Source organism: Arthrobacter sp. Soil782 (genome assembly GCF_001428435.1).
Classification (GTDB): domain Bacteria; phylum Actinomycetota; class Actinomycetes; order Actinomycetales; family Micrococcaceae; genus Arthrobacter_D; species Arthrobacter_D parietis.
The window spans coordinates 1-20,177 of the sequence record NZ_LMSO01000013.1 but is presented as its reverse complement, the minus strand read 5'-3'; the positions used below and the strand labels follow the sequence as shown (position 1 = coordinate 20,177).

Annotated in this window: 16 protein-coding genes and 1 pseudogene; 13 read left to right on the top strand and 4 right to left on the bottom strand. The window is 61.2% G+C overall.

The window, feature by feature from the left end; translation table 11 throughout:
* Nucleotides 1-4: 4 nt before the first annotated feature.
* The 5 genes from ASH00_RS15885 (at nt 5) to ASH00_RS15865 (ending at nt 4,546) form a co-directional block, all read left to right on the top strand.
* Complete coding sequence (locus tag ASH00_RS15885) at nt 5-1,153, top strand: ROK family protein (RefSeq protein WP_235563352.1); 1,149 nt, start codon at nt 5-7, stop codon at nt 1,151-1,153.
* Between the two features lie 122 nt (nt 1,154-1,275).
* Nucleotides 1,276-1,731, top strand: a complete 456-nt coding sequence (locus ASH00_RS15880) for a PTS sugar transporter subunit IIA (RefSeq protein ID WP_056550378.1) — start codon at nt 1,276-1,278, stop codon at nt 1,729-1,731.
* A gap of 35 nt (nt 1,732-1,766) precedes the next feature.
* Nucleotides 1,767-2,039, top strand: coding sequence for a PTS sugar transporter subunit IIB (locus tag ASH00_RS15875; protein WP_056550377.1), 273 nt, complete (start codon nt 1,767-1,769; stop codon nt 2,037-2,039).
* A 39-nt stretch (nt 2,040-2,078) separates the two neighbouring features.
* The gene (locus ASH00_RS15870; protein WP_056550376.1) at nt 2,079-3,632 is read left to right on the top strand and encodes a PTS ascorbate transporter subunit IIC; all 1,554 of its coding nucleotides are present in this window, start codon (nt 2,079-2,081) and stop codon (nt 3,630-3,632) included.
* Nucleotides 3,633-3,805: 173 nt separating this feature from the next.
* Entirely contained in the window at nt 3,806-4,546 is a 741-nt protein-coding gene (locus tag ASH00_RS15865; protein WP_056550374.1) for an NYN domain-containing protein, read from the top strand.
* 90 nt (nt 4,547-4,636) lie between these two features.
* On the opposite strand, the gene ASH00_RS15860 is transcribed toward ASH00_RS15865, so the two are convergent.
* Together ASH00_RS15860 and ASH00_RS15855 are read right to left on the bottom strand one after the other, a co-directional pair.
* Complete coding sequence (locus ASH00_RS15860; RefSeq protein ID WP_056550367.1) at nt 4,637-6,019, bottom strand: VWA domain-containing protein; 1,383 nt, start codon at nt 6,017-6,019, stop codon at nt 4,637-4,639.
* Nucleotides 6,020-6,129: 110 nt separating this feature from the next.
* Entirely contained in the window at nt 6,130-7,146 is a 1,017-nt protein-coding gene (locus ASH00_RS15855) for a LacI family DNA-binding transcriptional regulator (RefSeq protein WP_235563355.1), read from the bottom strand.
* A 189-nt stretch (nt 7,147-7,335) separates the two neighbouring features.
* Between ASH00_RS15855 and ASH00_RS15850 the strand changes: the two genes are divergently transcribed.
* The 5 genes from ASH00_RS15850 (at nt 7,336) to ASH00_RS15830 (ending at nt 12,394) form a co-directional block, all read left to right on the top strand.
* Complete coding sequence (locus ASH00_RS15850; RefSeq protein ID WP_056550363.1) at nt 7,336-8,559, top strand: sugar ABC transporter substrate-binding protein; 1,224 nt, start codon at nt 7,336-7,338, stop codon at nt 8,557-8,559.
* 58 nt (nt 8,560-8,617) lie between these two features.
* The gene (locus tag ASH00_RS15845) at nt 8,618-9,571 is read left to right on the top strand and encodes a carbohydrate ABC transporter permease (protein WP_056550361.1); all 954 of its coding nucleotides are present in this window, start codon (nt 8,618-8,620) and stop codon (nt 9,569-9,571) included.
* A gap of 121 nt (nt 9,572-9,692) precedes the next feature.
* Nucleotides 9,693-10,445 (top strand): carbohydrate ABC transporter permease, encoded by a 753-nt coding sequence (locus ASH00_RS15840; RefSeq protein ID WP_235563354.1) that lies wholly within the window; start codon nt 9,693-9,695, stop codon nt 10,443-10,445.
* 27 nt (nt 10,446-10,472) lie between these two features.
* Entirely contained in the window at nt 10,473-11,252 is a 780-nt protein-coding gene (locus ASH00_RS15835; RefSeq protein WP_056550358.1) for a ThuA domain-containing protein, read from the top strand.
* Nucleotides 11,249-12,394 (top strand): Gfo/Idh/MocA family protein, encoded by a 1,146-nt coding sequence (locus tag ASH00_RS15830; protein ID WP_056550356.1) that lies wholly within the window; start codon nt 11,249-11,251, stop codon nt 12,392-12,394. The genes ASH00_RS15835 and ASH00_RS15830 overlap by 4 nt, the downstream gene beginning before the upstream one ends.
* 1,259 nt (nt 12,395-13,653) lie before the next feature.
* Here ASH00_RS15830 and ASH00_RS15815 read toward each other — a convergent pair.
* A complete protein-coding gene (locus tag ASH00_RS15815; protein WP_056550351.1) occupies nt 13,654-14,079 on the bottom strand; it encodes a very short patch repair endonuclease in 426 nt (141 codons plus the stop codon).
* A 115-nt stretch (nt 14,080-14,194) separates the two neighbouring features.
* On the opposite strand from ASH00_RS15815, the gene ASH00_RS15810 reads away from it, so the two are divergent.
* Nucleotides 14,195-15,607 carry a DNA cytosine methyltransferase gene (locus tag ASH00_RS15810; RefSeq protein ID WP_056550350.1) on the top strand — a complete coding sequence of 471 codons (1,413 nt, stop codon included), beginning with the start codon at nt 14,195-14,197 and terminating at the stop codon, nt 15,605-15,607.
* On the opposite strand, the gene ASH00_RS15805 is transcribed toward ASH00_RS15810, so the two are convergent.
* Nucleotides 15,586-16,740, bottom strand: coding sequence for an MvaI/BcnI family restriction endonuclease (locus ASH00_RS15805; protein ID WP_056550348.1), 1,155 nt, complete (start codon nt 16,738-16,740; stop codon nt 15,586-15,588). The two genes, ASH00_RS15810 and ASH00_RS15805, sit on opposite strands and share 22 nt — an antisense overlap.
* Nucleotides 16,741-17,045: 305 nt before the next feature.
* Between ASH00_RS15805 and ASH00_RS15800 the strand changes: the two genes are divergently transcribed.
* Together ASH00_RS15800 and ASH00_RS16535 are read left to right on the top strand one after the other, a co-directional pair.
* Entirely contained in the window at nt 17,046-19,118 is a 2,073-nt protein-coding gene (locus ASH00_RS15800) for a hypothetical protein (RefSeq protein ID WP_056550347.1), read from the top strand.
* A gap of 248 nt (nt 19,119-19,366) precedes the next feature.
* Nucleotides 19,367-20,079 (top strand): annotated as a pseudogene (locus ASH00_RS16535) (IS3 family transposase); the annotation flags it as partial.
* Nucleotides 20,080-20,177 lie beyond the last annotated feature (98 nt).

Sequence of the window (20,177 nt, the reverse complement as noted above, 5' to 3'; positions counted from 1 at the left end):
GGGGATGGCAACCGGCTCAGGTGTGGCATTGAGTTTGATTCGATCAGGGCGTGCCACTACCCGGAATGACCTCATCGAGGTGCTCGGTTGGTCGCGGATCACCCTTGCCCGCCGGCTTGACGAGCTGCTCGACGCCTCCATCATCGTCAGCGTGGGCCAGCTGGACTCCCGGGGCGGAAGGCCCCCGGAAACCTTCGCCGTCAATGCCGACGCCGGACTGCTCCTCGCTGTCGATATCGGCGGGTCCCATACCCGCCTGGCCATCACCGATCTCACGTCGACGCTGCTGGCCGAAGATGAGGCTGACATCGGCCTCAATGAAGGCCCCACCGAGATCTTCGAATGGGCAGGGCAGGTCTTCGACTACATGCTCCGCAGCATGGGCAAGGAACGCAGGGACGTCGTCGGAATCGGTGTCGGCGTGCCCGGCCCCGTTGATGTGGCGACCGGGCGGCTGGCCAGTCCGCAGGTCTATCCGGAGTGGGACGGCGTGCTGGTCCGGGAGTATTTCAAGACCCGCTATGACCACGCGGTCTTCGCCGTCGACCGTGACGTGAACGTCATGGCGCTCGCGGAGGCGAGGAAGTGGCCGGCCGAGGAGCCGAACCTCGTGGTGGTGAAGGCGGGCATCGGGCTCGGGCTCGGATTTGTCACGGATGGTCGGGTCTACCGGGGAGCGCGCGGCGGCGCCGGTGATGTGAGCTGCCCGACGCTCGGCGGGGACCGCCTGCAGCGGCTGGAGGAGGTCGCCAGCGGTGCCGTGCTGAGGGCCAGGTTGCTGGAGCGCGGCTACACGGTCCGAACCAGTGCGGACATTGTGGAGCTCGCCCGGCAGGGTGACCAGACAACGCTTTCCCTGATCGAAGAGACGGCGGCGATCATCGGGCAGACGCTTGCCGACGTCGTCGGCTTGTTGAATCCGGAAGCGGTGATCATCGGGGGCAATCTGGCCCAGTCCGGAGATCCATTCCTGCTCCCGATCCGGCAGGCAATTTTCGACGGCGCCAGGGACTTCGCCACGCGCGGCCTGGTGGTTGAGCCAAGCCGGTTGGGGCACGCGGCGGGCGTTACCGGAGCGTCACTGCTGGCGCAGGATGCGCTCTTTGAACCCGGCCGGATCAGCCGGATGACGCGCACCGGAACCACCAAGTAGCTAAGCCTGTTGACGATAACGAAATGAAAACCACTTTGGGTTACTTGTAGACATAAGCCCCTTTGCGACGGTAGCGTGTGACGTGCGCCACCCCCTGTCCGCACCAACGCAAAGGATTTGCTGTGACCCTGAATCTTGCCGAAGAGTTGTCGTCGATCACCACGAAGGCGACGGCCTCCGACTGGAGGGAAGCAATCCGTCTGGCTGGTGACGGGCTGGTGGCCGGTGGCGTCACCACCGAGGCCTACACCGAGGAAATGATCACGGCTGTGGAGGAACACGGACCGTACATCGTGATTGCCCCCGGAATTGCGCTGGCACACTCCCGGCCGGCGGAGTCGGTCCTCAAGGGTGGATTGAGCTGGGTAAGCCTGGAAACCCCCGTCGAATTTGGCCACGCATCGAATGATCCGGTGACCCTGGTCATCGGGTTGGCTGCGCTGGACCACACCGCGCATATCGAAGTACTCAAAGCAGTTGCCGGTGTGCTCTCCAACAAGGAGGTCCGGGCACGGCTTGAAGCAGCGGAGACCCCGGATCAGGTCCGCGACCTCCTCAGTGGCCTGGCCACCAAGTAAACCGACCCTCATCAACCTGGACTGAAAGGCATCTCATGAAAATCGTCGCCGTATGTGGAATGGGCATTGGAACCTCAGTGCTTCTGAAGATGAATGCAGAGAAGGTTCTCGCCTCGCTGGGCATCGATGCCGACGTCGAAGCCGCCGATATCGGTGTGGCCCGAGGCGCAGCCCAGACCGCGGACATCGTCCTCACCTCCGACGAGCTCGCACCCGAGATCGGTGACGTTCCGGCGGAAGTCATCATCATTGACAACTTCTTCGATCTCGATGAGATCACCGAGAAGCTCACGCCGGCCGTCCAGTAGAACCTTTCCGTCCAGAACAGTAAAGAAGGAGCACCCACGATGGAGTGGCTCGTAGTAGTACTGAATTTCATAGGTCAACAGATTCTGAATGTGCCGGCCTACCTGATCGGCATCATCACCGCCATTGGTCTGATGGCCATGCGCCGCAATTCCGGGCAGGTGATCGGAGGCGCGCTGAAGGCAGCGTTGGGCTTCCTCATCCTCGGTGCGGGAGCCGGCGTCGTCGTCGGTTCACTGGATCCGCTCGGCGCGCTGATCCTGGCCGTAACCGGTGCCCAGGGGGTGATCCCCACCAATGAGGTCATCACCGCGCTTGCGCAGGAAGAGTTCGGTGCGCAGAGCGCGTATGTGCTGACGCTCGGGTTCCTCGTGATGCTGATTCTTGCGCGCTTCACGCCGCTGAAGTACGTGTTCCTGACCGGTCACCACATGGTGTTCATGGCAACCATGCTCACCGTGGTGCTGTCGGTTGGATTCGGTGACGGCCTGAGCTGGCTCGTTGTTCTCATCGGTGCGCTGCTGCTCGGCGTGATCATGGTGGTCATGCCGGCGTTCGCCCACCCGTGGACAAAGAAGATCACGGGCAATGACACCATCGCTATCGGCCACTTCGGTACCCTCGGCTACATCGCCGCCGGCGCCTCCGGCCAGGCTGTGGGCCGGCGGAGCAAGTCAACCGAGGACATCAACTTCCCGCAGGGGCTCAAGTTCCTCCGCGACTCCATGGTTGCCACCTCGCTCTCCATGGTCCTTATCTACATGGTGTTCGCGATCTGGGGCCTGATCGCCCTTCCGCTGGAGGAAGCCCTCGCGATCTTCGGTGCAGCAGATGCCGGTGCCTTCATCATGGCGGGCTTTGGGCTGGCGCTGCAGTTCGGTGTTGGTGTGGCGGTGATTCTCTACGGTGTGCGGACGGTGCTGGGCGAGCTGGTTCCTGCGTTCCAGGGCATTGCCGAGAAGGTTGTGCCCGGCGCCAAGCCGGCGCTGGATATCCCGATCGTGTTCCCGTTCGGCGCCAATGCCGTGTTGATCGGCTTCCTTAGCTCATTCGCCGGCGGCCTGATCAGCCTGGGCATTCTTGCCATCTGGCTTAACCCGATGTTCGGGCTGGCCCTGATCCTGCCCGGCATGGTTCCGCACTTCTTCACCGGTGGCGGTGCCGGTGTTTACGGCAACGCGACGGGTGGACGTAAGGGCGCTGTGATCGGCGGCTTTGTCAACGGCGTGATCATCACCATCCTGCCGGCGATCCTCCTGCTGGTGCTCGGCGAGCTTGGCTTCGCCAACAGCACCTTCGGTGATGCGGACTTCGGCTGGTTCGGCACCCTGATCGGTGTCAGCCTGCTGGGCGGCACCACGCTCGGTGTCGTGCTGACCATCGTGATTGCGATGGTGCTGGTGGTCGCGGCTATCGCTTTCCAGCGCAAGTTCGTGGATACCGGCTGGGTCCCCGGAGCCAACCGCCAGGAATGGCTGGACGGTCTGAAGGCCGAGGAGAAGGCCCGGGTCGATGCGGAGAAGGCCAGCAAGGCTGAGGAGCGGAAGGCTGCTGCGGCGTCGAACGCGGAAAGTGTTCCGCAGAAGTCTGAGTAGGAGTTAGAGGTAGGGAAGGGCGGCACCGGAAGCGGTGCCGCCCTTTCCTGTTTGGGGTGAGTTAGCGAACGACGACGGCGGCGGCAGGTCAGTTCCAGACGCACGGTTGAGCGACACGTGGTCGAAGTGCCGGGTGAGTTGACCGCACCTGAGTCTGCCTGCATGCTCAACAGGTGAAGCCTGAAGAGAAGCGCATAGCCTTGCTCATAGATGCCGACAACGCGCCAGCCTCGAAGATTGATGTGGTCCTTGCCGAAGTTGCCCGACACGGGGTTGCCAATGTACGGCGAGCGTATGGCGACTGGAAAAGCCCCTATTTGCAGCAATGGGAAGCAGCCCTTCACCCGTACGCGATACGGCCGATGCAGCAGTTTGCATACAGCACCGGCAAGAACGCGGCTGATATGGCGATGGTGATTGATGCCATGGACCTGCTCAGTGGCGGCTCAGTGGATGCGTTCGCCCTTGTCTCCAGCGACGCCGATTTCACCCCACTAGTCATGCGGATATTGGCGGATGGTCTAAAGGTCTACGGGTTCGGGGAGAGAAAAACTCCTGATCCTTTTGTCAACGCTTGTTCCCTATTCACCTATGTGGAGGGGCTGGGTCAATCGCCCGTCAGCGCCGATACTTCCCTGGAAGAACGCGCTGACCCGAAGAAACTGCGCGGAGATACTCGCCTGGTACTCCTCATGCGCAATGCTGTAGAAGCTGCAAGCGGTGATGACGGCTGGGCAAATCTGTCAGCGGTGGGAAGCCAGATAGGAAACCAAGCGTCGCTGGACTCCCGTAACTACGGCTACCAGAAGTTGAGCGAGTTGATCGATGCCATTGGGTTGTTCGACCTCAGGAGAGAAAGCCAGACAGTCCTTGTTCGAGACAAGCGGGCCCTGGCAAAAGACCTTGCAGGGTAGCAGCTCTCCCTTCTTCGACGTCACGCCAGGGGATCTTCGTCACCGAACGACGACGGCGGGGCGCCACCGCGGCGCGCAAGCCTTACCTGGTCAGTTGCCCTGCAGCCGCTCGTAGTGCTCGGTCCACTTGGACTGTGCCCGGTTGTACACGGCCTCCCAGTTCTGGGACCGTTCGCTTTCCGCCGCTTCCCAGTTTTCCGCCCGCGTTTCCTCGGCCCAGTTCCAGATGGTGCTGCGCCGCTGGTCGAAGAAGTCCCAGATCTCACTGCGGACGTCGTCGTCGATTTCTTCGCGAAGGAGGTTGGCCACCCGCTTGCCGCGCTCGGCCTCGTCATTGGCTGTGCGTTTCAGCTCACTGCTCACTTCATTGACGGTCCGCTTGATGTCACTGCTGGCCTCGCCGATTGCCGCCAGCTCGGTGCTGCGCCACTCGTTCCAGGCGCGGAGCATCGCCCGGTTCTGCTCCTTCCAGTAGGCGTCAAGGTCCGCCGGTGAGTTGGCCTGGGTGTACTTCCCGCCGCCGGCTGCGGCAATGGCAGCGAGTGCTGCCTGGTCGGTGTCTCCGGCCTGGAAGCCGATGACATTCACCACCGGCTCGATGCCGGAGTTGCTCAACTGCTTGGCTGCCTCGACGGGGTTCCCGCCGCAGGTTTCGACGCCGTCAGTCACCACATAGACGATGCCGTCCGTCGTGTTGTCGGGGAAGTCGGACGCGGCATCGCTGATGCCCTGTGCAAGCGGGGTGTAACCGGTCGGCTGGACGGAGGCGAGGGTTTCTTCCAGCCCGGCGTCGTCCGATGCGCCGGAGTAGATCACCTCGGTGGTTGCGCAGGACTCGGCTTTGCCGGCTTCCGAGGCGTCGCCGGCATGGCCGTAGACGCGCAGGCTCACGGTGCTGTCTTCGGGGAGTTCCTCGGTGAATGCGAGCAGTGAGGCCTTGGCAGCCTCCATACGGCTGCCCTCTCCGGAGCTTTCAGCCATTGAATTGCTGGCATCGAGCACCAAGGCGAAGTGGTTGTTCCCGACGCTCGGCTCCTCCGCCGGTGCAGTTCCGTTGGCGGTGGGTTCGTCGCCGCGCTCGCCGGTGCCCGGGTCAAACCTGACGACGGTCTTGACGTTTTCGGCGTAGTCGCCGTGGATGAGTGCGAGGATCGCGCTGCTCCAGTCGTCCGCGGTCTGCGGATCGCTTTCCCGCGCAGTGGCGAGGACGTCTTCCACCGTGCCCAATTCGGCGTTGGGTCCGGGCTCGACCATCAATGATTCTTCGAGTTCGGTCAGTTCGCGCGGTGCGTCGTCGAACGGAACCGCGGTGAGACCCGCTGTGCCGGCGGCCGCTGGTGAGCTGGGTGCGGCCGTCGTCGTCGTTGGTTTCGGGGAAGGAGGGGTCCCTGGGTCGGCCGGCTGTCCGCCGGCACAGCCGGTGACGAGCGCGAGGGTGGTGGCAATAAGCAAGGGGGAGCGCAGCGAGCGCATGGTGAGACTTCCTTTGGTGCAAAGTTTTCCCAGTCGAAGAAGTAATTCTACTGAGATCCTGGAGTCCCGCCGCGCCTGTAGGCCGGCGGCACCTCCGTTGATCGAGGCCGCTAGTGAGCAGGTGTCGCCGCTGGTCCCGTCGACTCCCCGCCCTCGAGCGTGCACATCACCAGTTCCTGTCGCAGCTCCGACGCCCGGCCTTCCAACTGATCGATCAACGCCTCCACACCCATCCGGCCCAGCTCGATACTGGGGGAGGACATGACCGTCAGCTCCGGATCGGCCATCGCCGCCATCTCCACCGATGATCCCACTGACAGCACCGAGAGGTCCCGGGGAATCTCAATCCCGGCATGCCGCAGACCGCTGACAAACCCTGTAGCGGCGAGCTCGTTCTGGATGATGACTCCGGTGGCGTCCGGGAAATCGCGCAGCAGCTCTGCCGCCGCAGCCTTCCCCGCTCCAGGAGTCGCCTCGCACGTGAACGACGCCGGCTCAAGCCCCTGGCGCATCATCTCGCCTTCGTAGCTGTCCCGCGACCGGCCCACCGGGCCGAAACCCTCGAGATCGCGGCTGCCCACGGCGTCGTCCAGCAACACAATCCGGGAGTGTCCCAGCTCGGTGAGGTGCTGGACCGCAGCCACCAGGGTCTCCTCGAAATTGATGTCGACGTAGGTCAACGCACTCGGATCACGGGTACGGCCAATCAACGCGAACGGCGTCCCGGACTTCTCCAGCTCCGCAACACGCGGATCATCGAACTGGACCTCCATCAGGATCACGCCGTCCACCAGTCCGCTTGAGGTCAGCTCAGTGGTCTGGCCGGCGTCGTTGCTGATGGGCCACAGCACCAGGTTGTAGCCGAGCTCCCGGGCCGCCGCCGCTGCGCTGGTGAAGAAGTGCACCACGGTTCCGCTGAACGAGTGCTGCAGTGCCGGGAACAGCAGCGCGATGATCCGGGTCCGCTTGCTCGCCAGCGCGCGCCCGACGACGTTGCGCCGGAACCCGAGCTCCTGCATCGCCGCCTCGACCTTGGCCCGCGTCGCGGGGGAGACCGGCTTGGTGTTGTTGATCGTGAAGGACACCGTCGCGATGGACACGTTGGCGTGCCGTGCAACGTCCTGCATGGTGGCCACGGGAACCGCCCTTCGAGTCAGCGAAACAACACGGGCGTTCGAAAAAGAACCCGCAAGAACTCCTTCAGTAAAGCGTTTAAATTTTCTATTGACAAGTCTGGCTGTGACCCACCACACTCGATTGGAGTCGTTCAGTAAAGCGCTTTACTTTCCGCCCCGACATAGGCAAAGGAGCCCCCCATGAAAAACCGGAAACTGACCACCCTGGCAGCCATGACCGCCATCGCACCATTCGCCCTCACCGCCTGCGGTGGAGGAGGCGGCAGTGCGACCGCAAGCGGCGACGTTGACACCCTCACCGTCGTCGACTACTACAACAACGAGCCTGACAAGACGCTCGTCCAGGAAGCCATCGACCGCTGCGCCACCGAGCTCAGCGTCACCATCGAACGCGAGACCGTCCCCGGCAAGGACCTCATCCAGAAGGTCCTGCAGCGCGCATCCTCCAAGACCCTGCCCGACGTCCTCATGCTCGACAACCCCGACGTCCAGGAGATCGCCGCCACCGGCGGCCTGTCGCCGCTGAGCCAGTACGACGTCGACACGTCCGGTTTCGCGCAGGGCATGCTGGAAGCTGCCACGTACGAGGGCGAGGTCTACGGGCTCGCACCGACCGCCAACACCCTCGGCATCTTCTACAACCCCGAGCTGCTGGAGGCGGCCGGCGTCGAACCGCCGCAGACCTGGGACGAGCTCAAGGCCGCCGCGGAGCAACTGACGGAAGGTGACCAGTACGGCATCGCGTTCTCCGCGATCGCCACATACGAGGGCAGCTGGCAGTTCCTGCCGTTCATGTGGTCCAACGGCGGCGAGGAAACCGACCTCACCAGCCCCGAGGTCGCCGAGGCACTCGCACTCTGGAAGGACCTCGTCAGCAGCGGCTCCGCCTCCGAGGCCGTCATCAACTGGTCCCAGGCCGACGTGAAGGACCAGTTCGTCGCGGGCAAGGCCGCCATGATGGTCAACGGCCCCTGGCAGATCCCGGCCCTGCAGGAGAACCCGGACGTGCAGTTCGCCTCCGTGCAGATCCCGGTCAACGAGGACGGCCAGACCTCCATCGCCCCGCTCGGCGGCGAAGTATGGACCGTCCCGGTCACCGGCGACGACGCCAAGCAGGCCAAGGCCGCCGAATTCGTCGAGTGCATGAGCAACGACGAGAACCAGCTCGCGCTCGCCGAAGCGCGCTACACCGTCCCCACCAAAACCGCGCTCGCCGAGGAGTTCGTCGCCAACGTCCCGGAGATGGAGTCCTTCACCGAGCAGGTGGCCAACGCCCGCTCGCGCACGGGACAGCTCGGCGAGGAGTGGCCCGAAGCCGCCACCACCATCTACACCGCCATCCAGCTCGCGCTGACCGGTAAGGCTGAGCCCGCCGAGGCCTTCGAGCAGGCCTCCGCGGGATAGCGCAGGCGGACACGATGTGCAGCGAGTACTCAGCACGACGCCGGAAAGGTCACGTTCGATGACACAGACGGAACTTACGACGACGGCGGCCGCCTCCGCCGCGGAGGCCCCGCCTCCCGTCCGCGCACGACGCCGGTTCTCCCGCGAGAACGTCACCCGCCTCCTGTTCGTGGCGCCGGCCGCCTTGTACCTGGTGCTGTTCTTCGGCTACCCGGTGGTCAAGAACATCACCATGAGCCTGCAGGACTACACCACCAAGACCTTCTTCACCGGAGAAGCGCCGTGGGTGGGGTTCGCGAACTACCAGGCGGTGCTGAGCAGCAACCTGTTCTGGCCGTCGATGACCAACACCGCGCTCTTCACGATCGGGTCCATCGCCGGGCAGTTCATCATCGGTCTGGCGCTCGCATGCTTCTTCAAGCGGCGCTTCCCGTTGAGCAACTTCCTGCGCTCGATGCTCCTGCTCCCATGGCTGCTCCCGCTCATTGTTTCCAGCGCCACCTGGCGCTCAATCCTCGAGCAGGATTCCGGCATCCTCAATCAGTTCCTCGGCACCTTCGGGATTGAACCAGTGCCGTGGCTGACCAGCCCGGCGGTGGCGCTTATCGCCGTCGTCCTGGTGAATATCTGGGTGGGCATTCCATTCAACGTGACCATCCTCTATGGGGGTCTGCAGGACATCCCGGATGAGCTGTACGAGGCGGGCGCGCTGGACGGCGCCACCGGGTGGAAGGCGTTCCGGCACATCACGCTGCCCAACCTGAAGCCGGTGATCAGCGTGGTGCTGGTGCTCGGCGTCGTCTACACCATCAAGGTGCTGGACATCATCCTGGGCCTGACCAACGGCGGGCCTGCGAATGCCACGCAGACGCTGTCCATCCGGTCGTACCAGGAGTCGTTCATCAACTTCGAGTTCGGGGTGGGTGCCGCGTTCAGCAACATCCTGATCCTGATCTCGCTGGTGTTCGCCGTCATCTACCTCCGTGCCAACCGGCGCGCAGTCGACGAGTAAGGGGACAACCGTGACCACTGTAGACGCCGCCGTCGTACCCGTTCCGGCACAGCGCAACGCAGGCAAGGAACGCACCCGTTCCGCCGGGTATACCGCGCTGGGGATCCTGTTCCTGGCCGTGATGTTGTTCCCCGTCTACTGGATGGTGAACGCCTCGCTGCAGCCCTCCGGCAACACGCTGACCGCCAGCTTCTTCCCGCTGAATCCGAGCTTCGACGGGTACGCCCGGGCGATCGCCGAGCAGGGACCGAACCTCGTCACGAGCCTGATCGTTTCGCTGGGGACGGTGGTGTTCAGCCTGCTCGTGGCGGCACCGGCGGCTTATGCGCTGGCGCAGTTCCGGTTCCGCTGGGTGAACATCGCGCTGCTGGCGATTCTGATCTCGCAGATGATTCCGGGCATCGTGATCGCGAATGCGCTGTACGCGGCGTACAACGATCTCGGGCTGCTCAACAGCATCCCCGGCCTGATCCTCGCCGACGCCACGCATGCCATCCCGTTCGTCATCCTCATCATGCGGGCGTTCATGATCGGCATTCCAACGTCGATCGTGGAGGCCGCGAGGGTCGACGGCGCCGGGCTGGTCCGTGCGTTCGTCTCGATTGTGCTGCCGATCAGCCGGAACTCGCTGATCACCGCGGGCCTGTTCGCGTTCCTGTTCTCCTGGAGCGACTTCCTGTTCGCGCTGACCCTCACCACCACCGATGAGGTGCGGCCGGTGACCCTGGGCATCTACCAGTACCTGGGCACGCAGGTGTCCAACTGGAGTGCCGTCATGGCTACCGCCGTCCTGTCCTCCCTGCCGGCGATCGCGCTGTTGATCCTGGCCCAGAAATACGTTGCGGCCGGTGCCACCGGCGGGGCCGTCAAGTGAACGCTGCTAACTGAAAGTGAGAAAACCATGACCACCAGTTCTGACACCGTGCGCGTCCTCGTCTGGGGCGAGAACCGCCACGAGCAGGAACAGCCCGAAGTCCGCGCCATCTACCCCGACGGCATGCACAACACCATCCGCGAGGGCATCGAGGAGAACCTCGGCGCGCGGGCTGTTGTCACCACCGCCACCCTCGACGATCCCGAACACGGCCTCACCGAGGACGTCCTGGAGAACACCGACGTGCTGGTGTGGTGGGGGCATGCCGCGCATGGGGAGGTGGCGGACGAAGTTGTCGAGCGCGTCCACCGGCACGTGCTGGCGGGCATGGGGCTGCTGGTGTTGCACTCGGGCCACTGGTCGAAGATTTTCGGGAAGCTGATGGGCACGTCGTGCACGCTGCGGTGGCGGTCCGAGCGTGACCGCGAGATCGTGTGGACCGTGAACCCGGCGCACCCTATTGCGCAGGGCGTGCCGCACCCGTTCATCATTCCCGAGCAGGAGATGTACGGGGAGTTCTTCGACATTCCCGCGCCGGACGAGCTGATCTTCCTCAGCACCTTCAGCGGCGGCGAGGTGTTCCGCAGCGGCTGCACCTTCAAGCGCGGTTTCGGGAAGATCTTCTTCTTCAGCCCGGGCGACCAGGACTACCCGGTCTACCACCACAAGGACGTGCGCCGCGTGATCGCCAACGGCGTCGAGTGGGCCAAGACCCTGCGGCCCGAGCGCACCGACCCGGTGCTGCTGCGCTACGAGACCGAGGACTTCTACACCGGTCATGGCTACCAGGGAGCGATGAGCAATTGATCACCTTCAAGACCGTGGAGACCGCCGGCCGGCTGCGGGTGGTGCAGGTCGGTGCCGGCGGGATGGGCAAGGCCTGGATCAGGACTTTGCAAGCGAACGACGACGTCGAGCTGGTCGGTCTCGTGGACCTCAACCTGGGTGCCGCGCAGGCCGCGGTCGAGGAGTTCGGGCTGCGGGACGTTGCTTTGGGCACCTCGGTGTCGGAGGTGGCGGCGGCGACCGATGCGCATGCCGTCGTGAATGTGACGGTGCCGGCGGCGCATCATCCGGTGAATGTGGAGGCGATGTTCGCCGGGTTGCCGGTGCTGTGTGAGAAGCCGGTGGCGCCGACGGTGGCGGAGGGGCTGTCGTTGGCGGCTGCGGCGGAGGTGAGCGGGCAGCTGTTGATGATCAGCCAGTCGCGTCGGTATTTCCAGGGGCTGACGCAGTTGAAGGCGCTCACTGCTGAGTTGGGCGACATTGGTGTAGTGACGACCGAGTTCTTCAAGGCCCCGCACTTTGGTGGGTTCCGGGAGGAGATGGCGCATGTGCTGCTGGTGGACATGGCAATCCACCAGTTCGATGCGGTGCGGTTCCTGCTGGATCAGGATCCGGTGTCGGTGTATTGCGAGGAGTTCAATCCGTCGTGGAGCTGGTACGACGGCGCTGCTGCCGCCACCGCTGTGTTCCAGATGAGCGGTGGCACCCGATACGTGTATACGGGCAGCTGGTGTGCGGACGGGTTGGAGACGTCGTGGAACGGGTCCTGGCGGGTGAACGGGGCCGGGGGTACGGCAGCGTGGGACGGTTCGGGTACTCCCGTTGCTGAGCTGGTGTCCGGTGCAGCTTCGGTTCCGCCGGTGTCGCACGAGGAGGAGATCGCCGGGGCGTTGGCGGAGTTTGTGGCGGCGTTGCGGTCCCGGGAGGTGCCTTCGGGGGAGGTGCACTCGAACGTGCTGAGCCTGACGATGGTGGAGGCGGCGGTGCAGTCAGCGTCGACGGGGCAGCGGGTGTTGATCGACGACGTGGTGGAGGACGCGTACCGGGCCGCGGTAGCGTCGGAGCGGCGTGCGGACGTGCGGGCGGTATTGGACTCGTGGAGCTCAGCACGGAGTCGCGTGGGGGAGCGGGCTGAAGCCTCAAACTCGCCAGTGACGGCTTAGGACTCAGGATCCAATCTTCGCTGCGCGTCAGCGCCAGTTTTAGTTCCTTGCCGCCGGCCTCGGCGAGTAGGGCGGAGTCACCGACGACGACCAAGAGGCTCCGCGCCCGGGACAGCCCGACATAGAGATGCTTCCGGGCACGGTCCATTTCCTTGAAGCCGTCGACGCAGCGGGTGACTACGGATTGTTCAAGTCCTTTAAACCCGAGCACACGAGGCGTCGAGCTCGGCGAAGGCCAGAAACCGGTCGCGCAGCTCTAGAACGACTCGTTAGCGTTGCTCTCGTGGTTACCGATCGCAGCGGCGACGGTATCCGGCAGGATCGGTGCGGCTTGTCCGTAACCGCGTAAATGTCATCCACTGCGCTTCAGTGCGACGGAGAGGACGGTGAAGGCGTGGGCGACGTCGCCCGTCTGGCCCTGAATGTCGCTGACCACTCAGGCGCTGCTCGCGTGCGGCGCCGTAGCCGGCAGTACCTCACGCTCTGACACCGAGTCGATCGCCCACTACTGGCTGTTGGCTTCGGGCTCGAAGTTTCAGCGGACGGTCCCCGTCTTGTCTCCTTCGGGCATCGATTTGGACGGTCTCGTCAGCGTTCAGCGCCGCGCCGTCGTAGTTGTCCTCCACCCGTTGTGCTGTGTAGCTCGGGGCTTCCGCGCCGGAACCCACTCGGGGCTGATTCCCAGCACCGGCGGCGCGAGCATTCATGTAATGAATGTGAAGCCTCGGGAGAAGTACCGCGTTATATGTCACCGCTAACGGTGAAAGTCGCGCTACTCGAAGGTTCTCCTGATGATTTCACTGAGCTGCAGCGCCATTGCCTTGTTGAGTTGTAACACCTGACTGACTTTCGGCTCACTCTTCCGAGAGTCCGAACCGTATGTAGCGATGTGCAGTAACTTCCCTTGTTGAGCGGACTCAATCACTTGGAAAGTAGCATCGACTTCTGTTCGGTTCTCGCGAACGTTTGATGAGCCAGGTTCCAAACTTCGTATTATCGCCATGCGCAAATCTTATTAGGTTGGGTTAGGCCATGTGGGTGGAAGTCACCCCTTCGGGACGAGAGGGTCGAGGCTGTGCGTGTGGCATGCGAACTCGGTGGAGTTGCTGGTGGCACAAAGCACCGCATTTGGTTCCGGAAGGAAATGGCGAATGTGCTGCTCAGGATTGTCAGCGGCTGACGGAGCGCTGGGCCGAGGGCTGAGCGATCTCCATGTAGATGGCAACTGAGTCTAAAGGCACCGACTTTTGTTGGGCACATCATCCTGCGCTAGACCGAGGCCCCAGAAACTCGATGAGCAGCTCGTCGAGTTGGCGCTTATTTACAAGCTGGCACTCCCAGACTGTGAGCGAAGACCACCCTTCGAGCTGAAGGTGATCTATTGCTCTGGCATCTCGCTCGATGGTTGCACGACGCTTCGCCCTCCAAAACTCAGCGTTGGTCTTGGGCTCACGGGAACCTATCGGGCAGTCATGCCAATGCCAGAAGCACCCGTTCACAAAAATGGCCTTGCGGCGTGCGGCAAAAACGAGATCCGGTTTGCCAGGCAGCGAACTTGCACCGTACTTGCCGTGCAACCTGAACCGGTATCCCAAAGCATGAGCGCGCTGACGTACGAGCATCTCGGGCTTTGTGTCCTTGCTCCGGATACTCGACATCAGCCTTCGCCGCTGTTCAGATGTCATCCTGCTCTCCGCATGGAAGGCATCGTATCCGCGGCAACCAATCGGAGCTAAGTATCAGACCCGCTAGTGCGCCCGACTCCGGAATGTCGGAACCCTACGGCAGAATAGATCCGTGATGCGATATGTGGACCTATTCTCTGGCTGCGGCGGCCTCTCCCTGGGGATCGAACGAGCGGGAGGCCGACTTGAGATGGCCGTGGAAAAGTCGGAGATGGCTGCGAGGACGTTCGCTCATAACTTGATCTTCGATGCTGAGGATCCTCGTGGTTGGGACGATTACCTTAGTAAGCCGCTGAACTACCAGAGCCAGCACGGGCTCGTTGTCAACGAGCTGGCGGTTGTGCTGGAGGATGAAAATCTCATGTCAGATCTCAAGGACAGGGAGCTAGATTTAGTCGTTGGCGGTCCACCGTGTCAGGGATTTTCGTTGGCGGGACGCCGCAACCCCAATGACACCCGCAACGAGCTTCCCTGGCAGTATTTAGATTTCATCCAGCAAACAGCGCCCGCCGCGGTTGTGATCGAAAACGTCGTTGGGATGGACCGGAAATTCCCTAACTCCGACTCGTCACCCTTCAACGATCTCTGTACAGCATTGGAAGCAACTCCACCTGGCTATCTGGTACAGAAGGTCAACGTCAACGCAATGCATTATGGCGCACCGCAACATCGTCCCCGTCTCATGTTGATAGCTATGCGAAACGACATCGCCAGCGATCTGGGGTTGACAGTGAGCAGCGATACATGGAACTCGGCATTTTTGCCCCTGACCGAGATTCCTGACCTCGTACCTCGACCGACTGTTTCTTTTGAGGAGAGACGGACAGTTAGGGATGCTATTTGGGACCTTCAGGATGCGGAAGTTCACAATAGCGATGGGCCGCAGACGTATCTCGAGGAAATGACCGACGCCACGAGGTGGGGACTCAAACCGGTTTCGTCGACGGAAAAAGCGAATCATGTTCTTCGAAAGCATCGCGTGTCCACAATCGAGCGTTTCGCGATATATCAGAGTTTCGCCAGTCATGGAGTTGATAACCGTGTAATCCATCGATATTCCTCAGCGGATCCGTCCGGAGCGCGGCAAGTGGTGCAGGCGGCAGTCCACCCGTCGCTTTACCCCATCAAAACGCCGTCTGGTAATGTCGTGGCCGCTACGGAAGACGATTTATTGAGCTTACTCAACCGGCTCCGAACGAAGAAGCATTCTCAGCGAGTTCTTCGTTGGGATGAGCCGGCGCGTACGGTTGTGACACTGCCGGATGACTACGTGCATCCGTCCGAAGCCCGCGTCCTTACTGTTAGAGAACTAGCTCGCCTCCAAGGGTTCCCTGATGCCTTCACATTTCTCGGCAAGGAAACCACCGGAGCCCTCAGGCGGCGACTGGAAGTCCCGCAATACTCGCAGGTAGGAAACGCAGTATCCCCATGGCTGGCTTATGCTGTCGGCACTCGGATCTCCGAAGTGCTGTCAATGTCCCGTAGGATGCCTAAATCATTGTGTGATCAAGCGGCTGCAAAGCGATAACTTCCCACAATGGGAAACAAGTTTTCAAAATGACTGTCGTCTATCTTGAGCAGTGGCCCCCGTTCCTTAGCGGGAGCAGGGAACTCTTGGGAAGCTAGGTGGTCAATACTCATATGGCCCTCGGTGAAGAGACTGGCTACAAGATGGGTGTTCGGTCGGCGGGTAAGAATCGCCTCTGTAAATCGAGCCTCCTCAACTCCGTTTCGCACTCTGGTTTCGGCCGTTACCCATAACGTGAATTCGTGTTTTGACGCTATAGCCTCCTCAATGTCACGTATTTTCCACCGCAGCGCCACTGGGTATATCGGGTGATTTGAGCACTCCTCAAGAAATGAGCCGTCCTCACTCACCGTGAGCCAGAGGCCCAAGCTGTTGGGCGTTGCGCGTACCTCACAATTGAGCTCCAACTTACTCGCTCTGTAATATCCGTACACATCGAGAAACGCTGCAGTTGACTTTATTGGGCTGTCGGACCAGCTTGCTGCCTTGGCAAGAATGGTATGACGACCACCAGAAGTCGCTCGTCGAGTCTTAAGCTCAATTCCGAAATAGTCAGGCTGGCGCGACGAATTCGTGCGTATGCCCACGAGCGATTCCAGGAGATTGCCGACCGCATTGCTAGAGCTGGAGTTACATCGGATGTACCCTTTCGTGGCGGCCGTCTCAAGAACGCTCAAAAGCTGCTGGAGACCGCTACGAGACTCTTCGCTGACAATGGGGTAATCATCTACCAATGCATGGCTAGAAGGATGTCGCGAGATGTTGGTTGCAGTCAGGGCGGCACCATTCACGGAAACTTCGAGTTTATCCCCGGGTTCGCTGACCTTGTGAAGAGATGAGATTCTCATTCGGGGGTCACCCTTACCGGACCGCGGCCGGTAGAATGCAATTTCTGACTGCATAATCAAGTCATCCGATACAAGCTGAATCGGGACCACCCGCTTGAACTCTGGCCCTTGCGGTTGCTCAAAGTAATCATGTATTCCATTTTCTGAGAAAAAGGCCCGAAGGCGAGCGGAAGCGTCGATCGTCATTTTGTCGATCATTGTCTTGGTAAGCGTAATGACGACAGAGGGATCGGTCTTCCGGTAAGGGGCTACTGACCCATCTGATCCATTACCCGGGTCGTTCATCTGCATCCTTCAAGTGGCTGTATAGGGTCGTACTTGACAGGCTTGATGGGGTCTGTCATAGTACTTCAACGACCTCGAGTCCTGTCACGCAGACTACGGTTTTGCTTTGATCTTAACCATATGGAAATCGATCCGATATCGAGCACCATCGGTTTTTTGAATGCTTAATGCTAGCAGTATCGAAGGTCCCATAACGCCTAATAGTTGCCCAAGTAACTACGGGTTATTAGTGGGTGATCAACCTTTCTGGTTGTCCCCATTGTGGGGGCACAGCGTCTCTGCACGAGATCAGGAAGGTTATTTTTATGTCTACTACTCATTACACAGCTGCTCGCCGCGTTCTCCTGGAGGCTGAGAAGGCTGCTGAGGAGCTCAGCACACCCCCCACACCACACGCATTGATCAGCGGGGCCGTGAGAAAGCAGCTAGCGAAGGCACGTGCTAACGCGGTCGAGTTGCTCGTGGAGCAATTCGGGCTCCATCAGTTTGATGCCGATACCGTCGCCCGGGCAGCGGCTGATTTGGCGCAGCTTCGGGAGGCGATAAGAGTTCCTCGATCGCAACGATTTGGTCGGATCGAGGTGCAATTCATTGAGTTCGATGTGATGACCCACAAGATTCTTCCGTCACCCGAGAATATACGATTCGAGGGCGAACGGGCTTGGAAGGGTAAGCAAGCGGTACGTTTCGAGTCGCTGCAGGCAGGGCAGCCTGTATTGACCATGCGTATTGAGGACTCCGCTGGCTTCATGCAGTCCCTAACCGGGGATATGTCGAAAATTTGGCTTGGTAATCCCCATTCTCGTTCGGTGCCGCTGCGAGGAATCGAAAATCCGGGCCTGCTCTCGATTGCCAGGCTCAGCCTGGAAGATACCGCGAAGATCGGAGTGCTCGAATCGACCGACGGATTCAGCCGCACGGTCGGTGCCCACAAAGGCAGTGGCATCCACGTCCATGACGTGCTCGTGAAGCTAACGACGGACGCAGCTGATAATCAGTATCGAGCGGAACTTATTGACGCTAGAGATTCCGGCGTAGCAGACCTCGAGTCGGAAGAGGGCCGTGTGAACGCGGCGCGACTGCGGTCGAGCATCATGCCCAGGGCGAGGGTCATCGTCGGCTATCGCGTGATCGGGGACAGCTCGAAAGATCCTCTCGACTTTCATCATGTGAGAAGGGCTCTTGTCGGACATATCCACCTTGAGCCGCCGCTGAAATTCAGTGACACCACTCAGTTTGCACTGAAAGCCAATATTGCGCTGGACGCAGTTGCTGCAGCGAACTCCCTGCCGAAGCCTGCGCACCTATCAACCGGGGAGATGCTGGAGCTGCTGAAAGGTGAGCGAGGGGTCGACGACTTTCAAGACGATGAGGTCTTTGGCGATGTTGAACCTGTGCATGCTGATCAGCTCTGCACTTATGCTTGCGAAGCGATCCTCTCGACGGCGTCGGGCGGCGGCGGGCGTGTGAGAGTGGTGAACAGCGCGATCAACGGCTTGACGGGAAAAACACCTCCAAAGCAGGAGCGCGCGCTGATCGCCGCGGATACAGCCCTTCGCATCAATGCTATTGCGTCGGGGGGCAAGGACGATGCCGTTTTTCGAGGTAAGCGCTCCACTCTGGGTCGAGTCTTGGCTGCGGGAGCGCTGAAGGAAGCTGCCGGTACGCTCACGGACGTCGAGTCACTGCTGGCTGAGGCAATCGCCGATATTGATACCGCTCAATTGGATTTCTCGCGGACGGATACTACTCCCCGACGAGCGGCAGCCACCTTGGGAGCGATGGGAACGTACGCCTTGGTAGATGGGTTCCCAGAACCACTTCTTGAGCGTTCCTCGGTGAAGTTGGCAAACGATGCATATGCTCCCGAGCCGCAGCAGATCATCGAAAAAATGGTCAAATCGAAATATGGCTTGCGACAGCTGGCCCAGACGGTGCTGGATGCGCGAGCTGGCCGTGCTGCGCGACTTCTATCCCCACACGAAGTTGTTGAGGATGTCTTCGTCCCGGACGGCGAGAAACTCACGCAGTCAACGCTGTATAAGTTCTACGACGGCTCAATTGATGAAGTTTCACCGGAGGCAGGACCCCTCGAAATCTACCGGCATTCATTGCGAGAGCTCGCGGGGTACGTCGAGGATCTGGAGGTACGGATTAAAGCGGTGGAGTCTGTTGAGGACGGGAATGGTCGCTTCCTCATCGATCAGGAAGGCGCAGATTTTGGGGAGTATGTTGCAATTCTCGACAAAGCTTCGGCGCGGCTGATGGCCTGGACGCAGCTCGCGGAGCGACGTGCAAAAGCGGCGCTGTACTACTCCGACGAGGACGCGGACGAACCGGTCAACTGGGGCCACGACGATGAGGGCGAAGTCGCTTAGGGATTCGGTCGATCGAACCAGTATCTAAACTCAGAACCAGCGGTTAGTGATGGTCTGCCACTCCACTAGAAGGAGTGACAGGCCATTACTGGTCGTTAGTCTCTGCCTTGCATTGGAGAACTCACTAGTTGCGTTGAGAACATGCATGCGCGCGGCCACCGCAGTGTTTTTGCCCACGAGAACGGGACTGCCCCCGGTTTTGTTGACTCCTTGACCTAGCAGCTTGTGCTCGTGGAAGGATGTTGACCATGCCCACGGCTTATGGGGCGGAGTTCCGCCAGGATGTTATCGATGTGGCCCGGAAGGGCGAGGCCCCGCTGTCGCAGATCGCGAAGGATTTCGGGCTCTCGGTGACGACGTTGAAGCGTTGGATTGCCATCGCCGACCGGAAGGACGCCGGCGCTGGGCCGGCACCGGCGGAGTCGGTTGAGATGCGGGAGCTGAAGAAACGGAACCGCTTGTTGGAGATCCTGCGTCGGGCCGCCGCCTATCTGGCGAGGGACATCAACCCAAAATGACTTACCCGCTGGTCACGGATCTTGCCGCCGAGGGGATTCCCGTGGCGGTGACCTGCAGGGTGTTGGAGTTCAGCAAGCAAGGGTATTACCGGTGGAGAGCCTGCCCGGTGACGGACCGGGACTGGTCGGACGCGCACCTGGTCAACGCCGCGCTGGATATTCACGCCGATGATCCTGCGTTCGGGTATCGGTTCATCGCCGATGAACTCCCGGAGAAGGGTGTCACGGCCGGTGAGAACAGGGTCCACCGCTTGTGCAGGAATCACGGCATTTGGTCTGTGTTCTCGAAGAAACGGGGACCGAACCGCAGGCCGGGACCGCCGGTTCATGATGACCTGGTGGAACGGGACTTCACCGCGACGGTACCGAATGAACTGTGGTTCACGGACATCACCGAACACCCCACCGCGGAGGGCAAGCTCTACCTCTGCGCAGTGATAGACTGATTGGGTCCCGGTTAGCAGTCCAGTGGCTATGCGATAGCTAGTTGATTTTTCTGCGTCCAGGTGTCCCAGTATTGTTTCGGCGTCATGCCGTCGAG

Coding starts and splice junctions, on each gene's coding strand:
- ASH00_RS15860 (WP_056550367.1), bottom strand. CDS start 6,019: ATGCGCTCGCTGCGCTCCCCCTTGCTTATTGCCACCACCCTCGCGCTC.
- ASH00_RS15875 (WP_056550377.1), top strand. CDS start 1,767: ATGAAAATCGTCGCCGTATGTGGAATGGGCATTGGAACCTCAGTGCTT.
- ASH00_RS15885 (WP_235563352.1), top strand. CDS start 5: ATGGCAACCGGCTCAGGTGTGGCATTGAGTTTGATTCGATCAGGGCGT.
- ASH00_RS15835 (WP_056550358.1), top strand. CDS start 10,473: ATGACCACCAGTTCTGACACCGTGCGCGTCCTCGTCTGGGGCGAGAAC.
- ASH00_RS15870 (WP_056550376.1), top strand. CDS start 2,079: ATGGAGTGGCTCGTAGTAGTACTGAATTTCATAGGTCAACAGATTCTG.
- ASH00_RS15850 (WP_056550363.1), top strand. CDS start 7,336: ATGAAAAACCGGAAACTGACCACCCTGGCAGCCATGACCGCCATCGCA.
- ASH00_RS15855 (WP_235563355.1), bottom strand. CDS start 7,146: ATGCAGGACGTTGCACGGCACGCCAACGTGTCCATCGCGACGGTGTCC.
- ASH00_RS15840 (WP_235563354.1), top strand. CDS start 9,693: ATGTTGTTCCCCGTCTACTGGATGGTGAACGCCTCGCTGCAGCCCTCC.
- ASH00_RS15800 (WP_056550347.1), top strand. CDS start 17,046: ATGTCTACTACTCATTACACAGCTGCTCGCCGCGTTCTCCTGGAGGCT.
- ASH00_RS15805 (WP_056550348.1), bottom strand. CDS start 16,740: ATGAACGACCCGGGTAATGGATCAGATGGGTCAGTAGCCCCTTACCGG.
- ASH00_RS15810 (WP_056550350.1), top strand. CDS start 14,195: ATGCGATATGTGGACCTATTCTCTGGCTGCGGCGGCCTCTCCCTGGGG.
- ASH00_RS15815 (WP_056550351.1), bottom strand. CDS start 14,079: ATGACATCTGAACAGCGGCGAAGGCTGATGTCGAGTATCCGGAGCAAG.
- ASH00_RS15845 (WP_056550361.1), top strand. CDS start 8,618: ATGACACAGACGGAACTTACGACGACGGCGGCCGCCTCCGCCGCGGAG.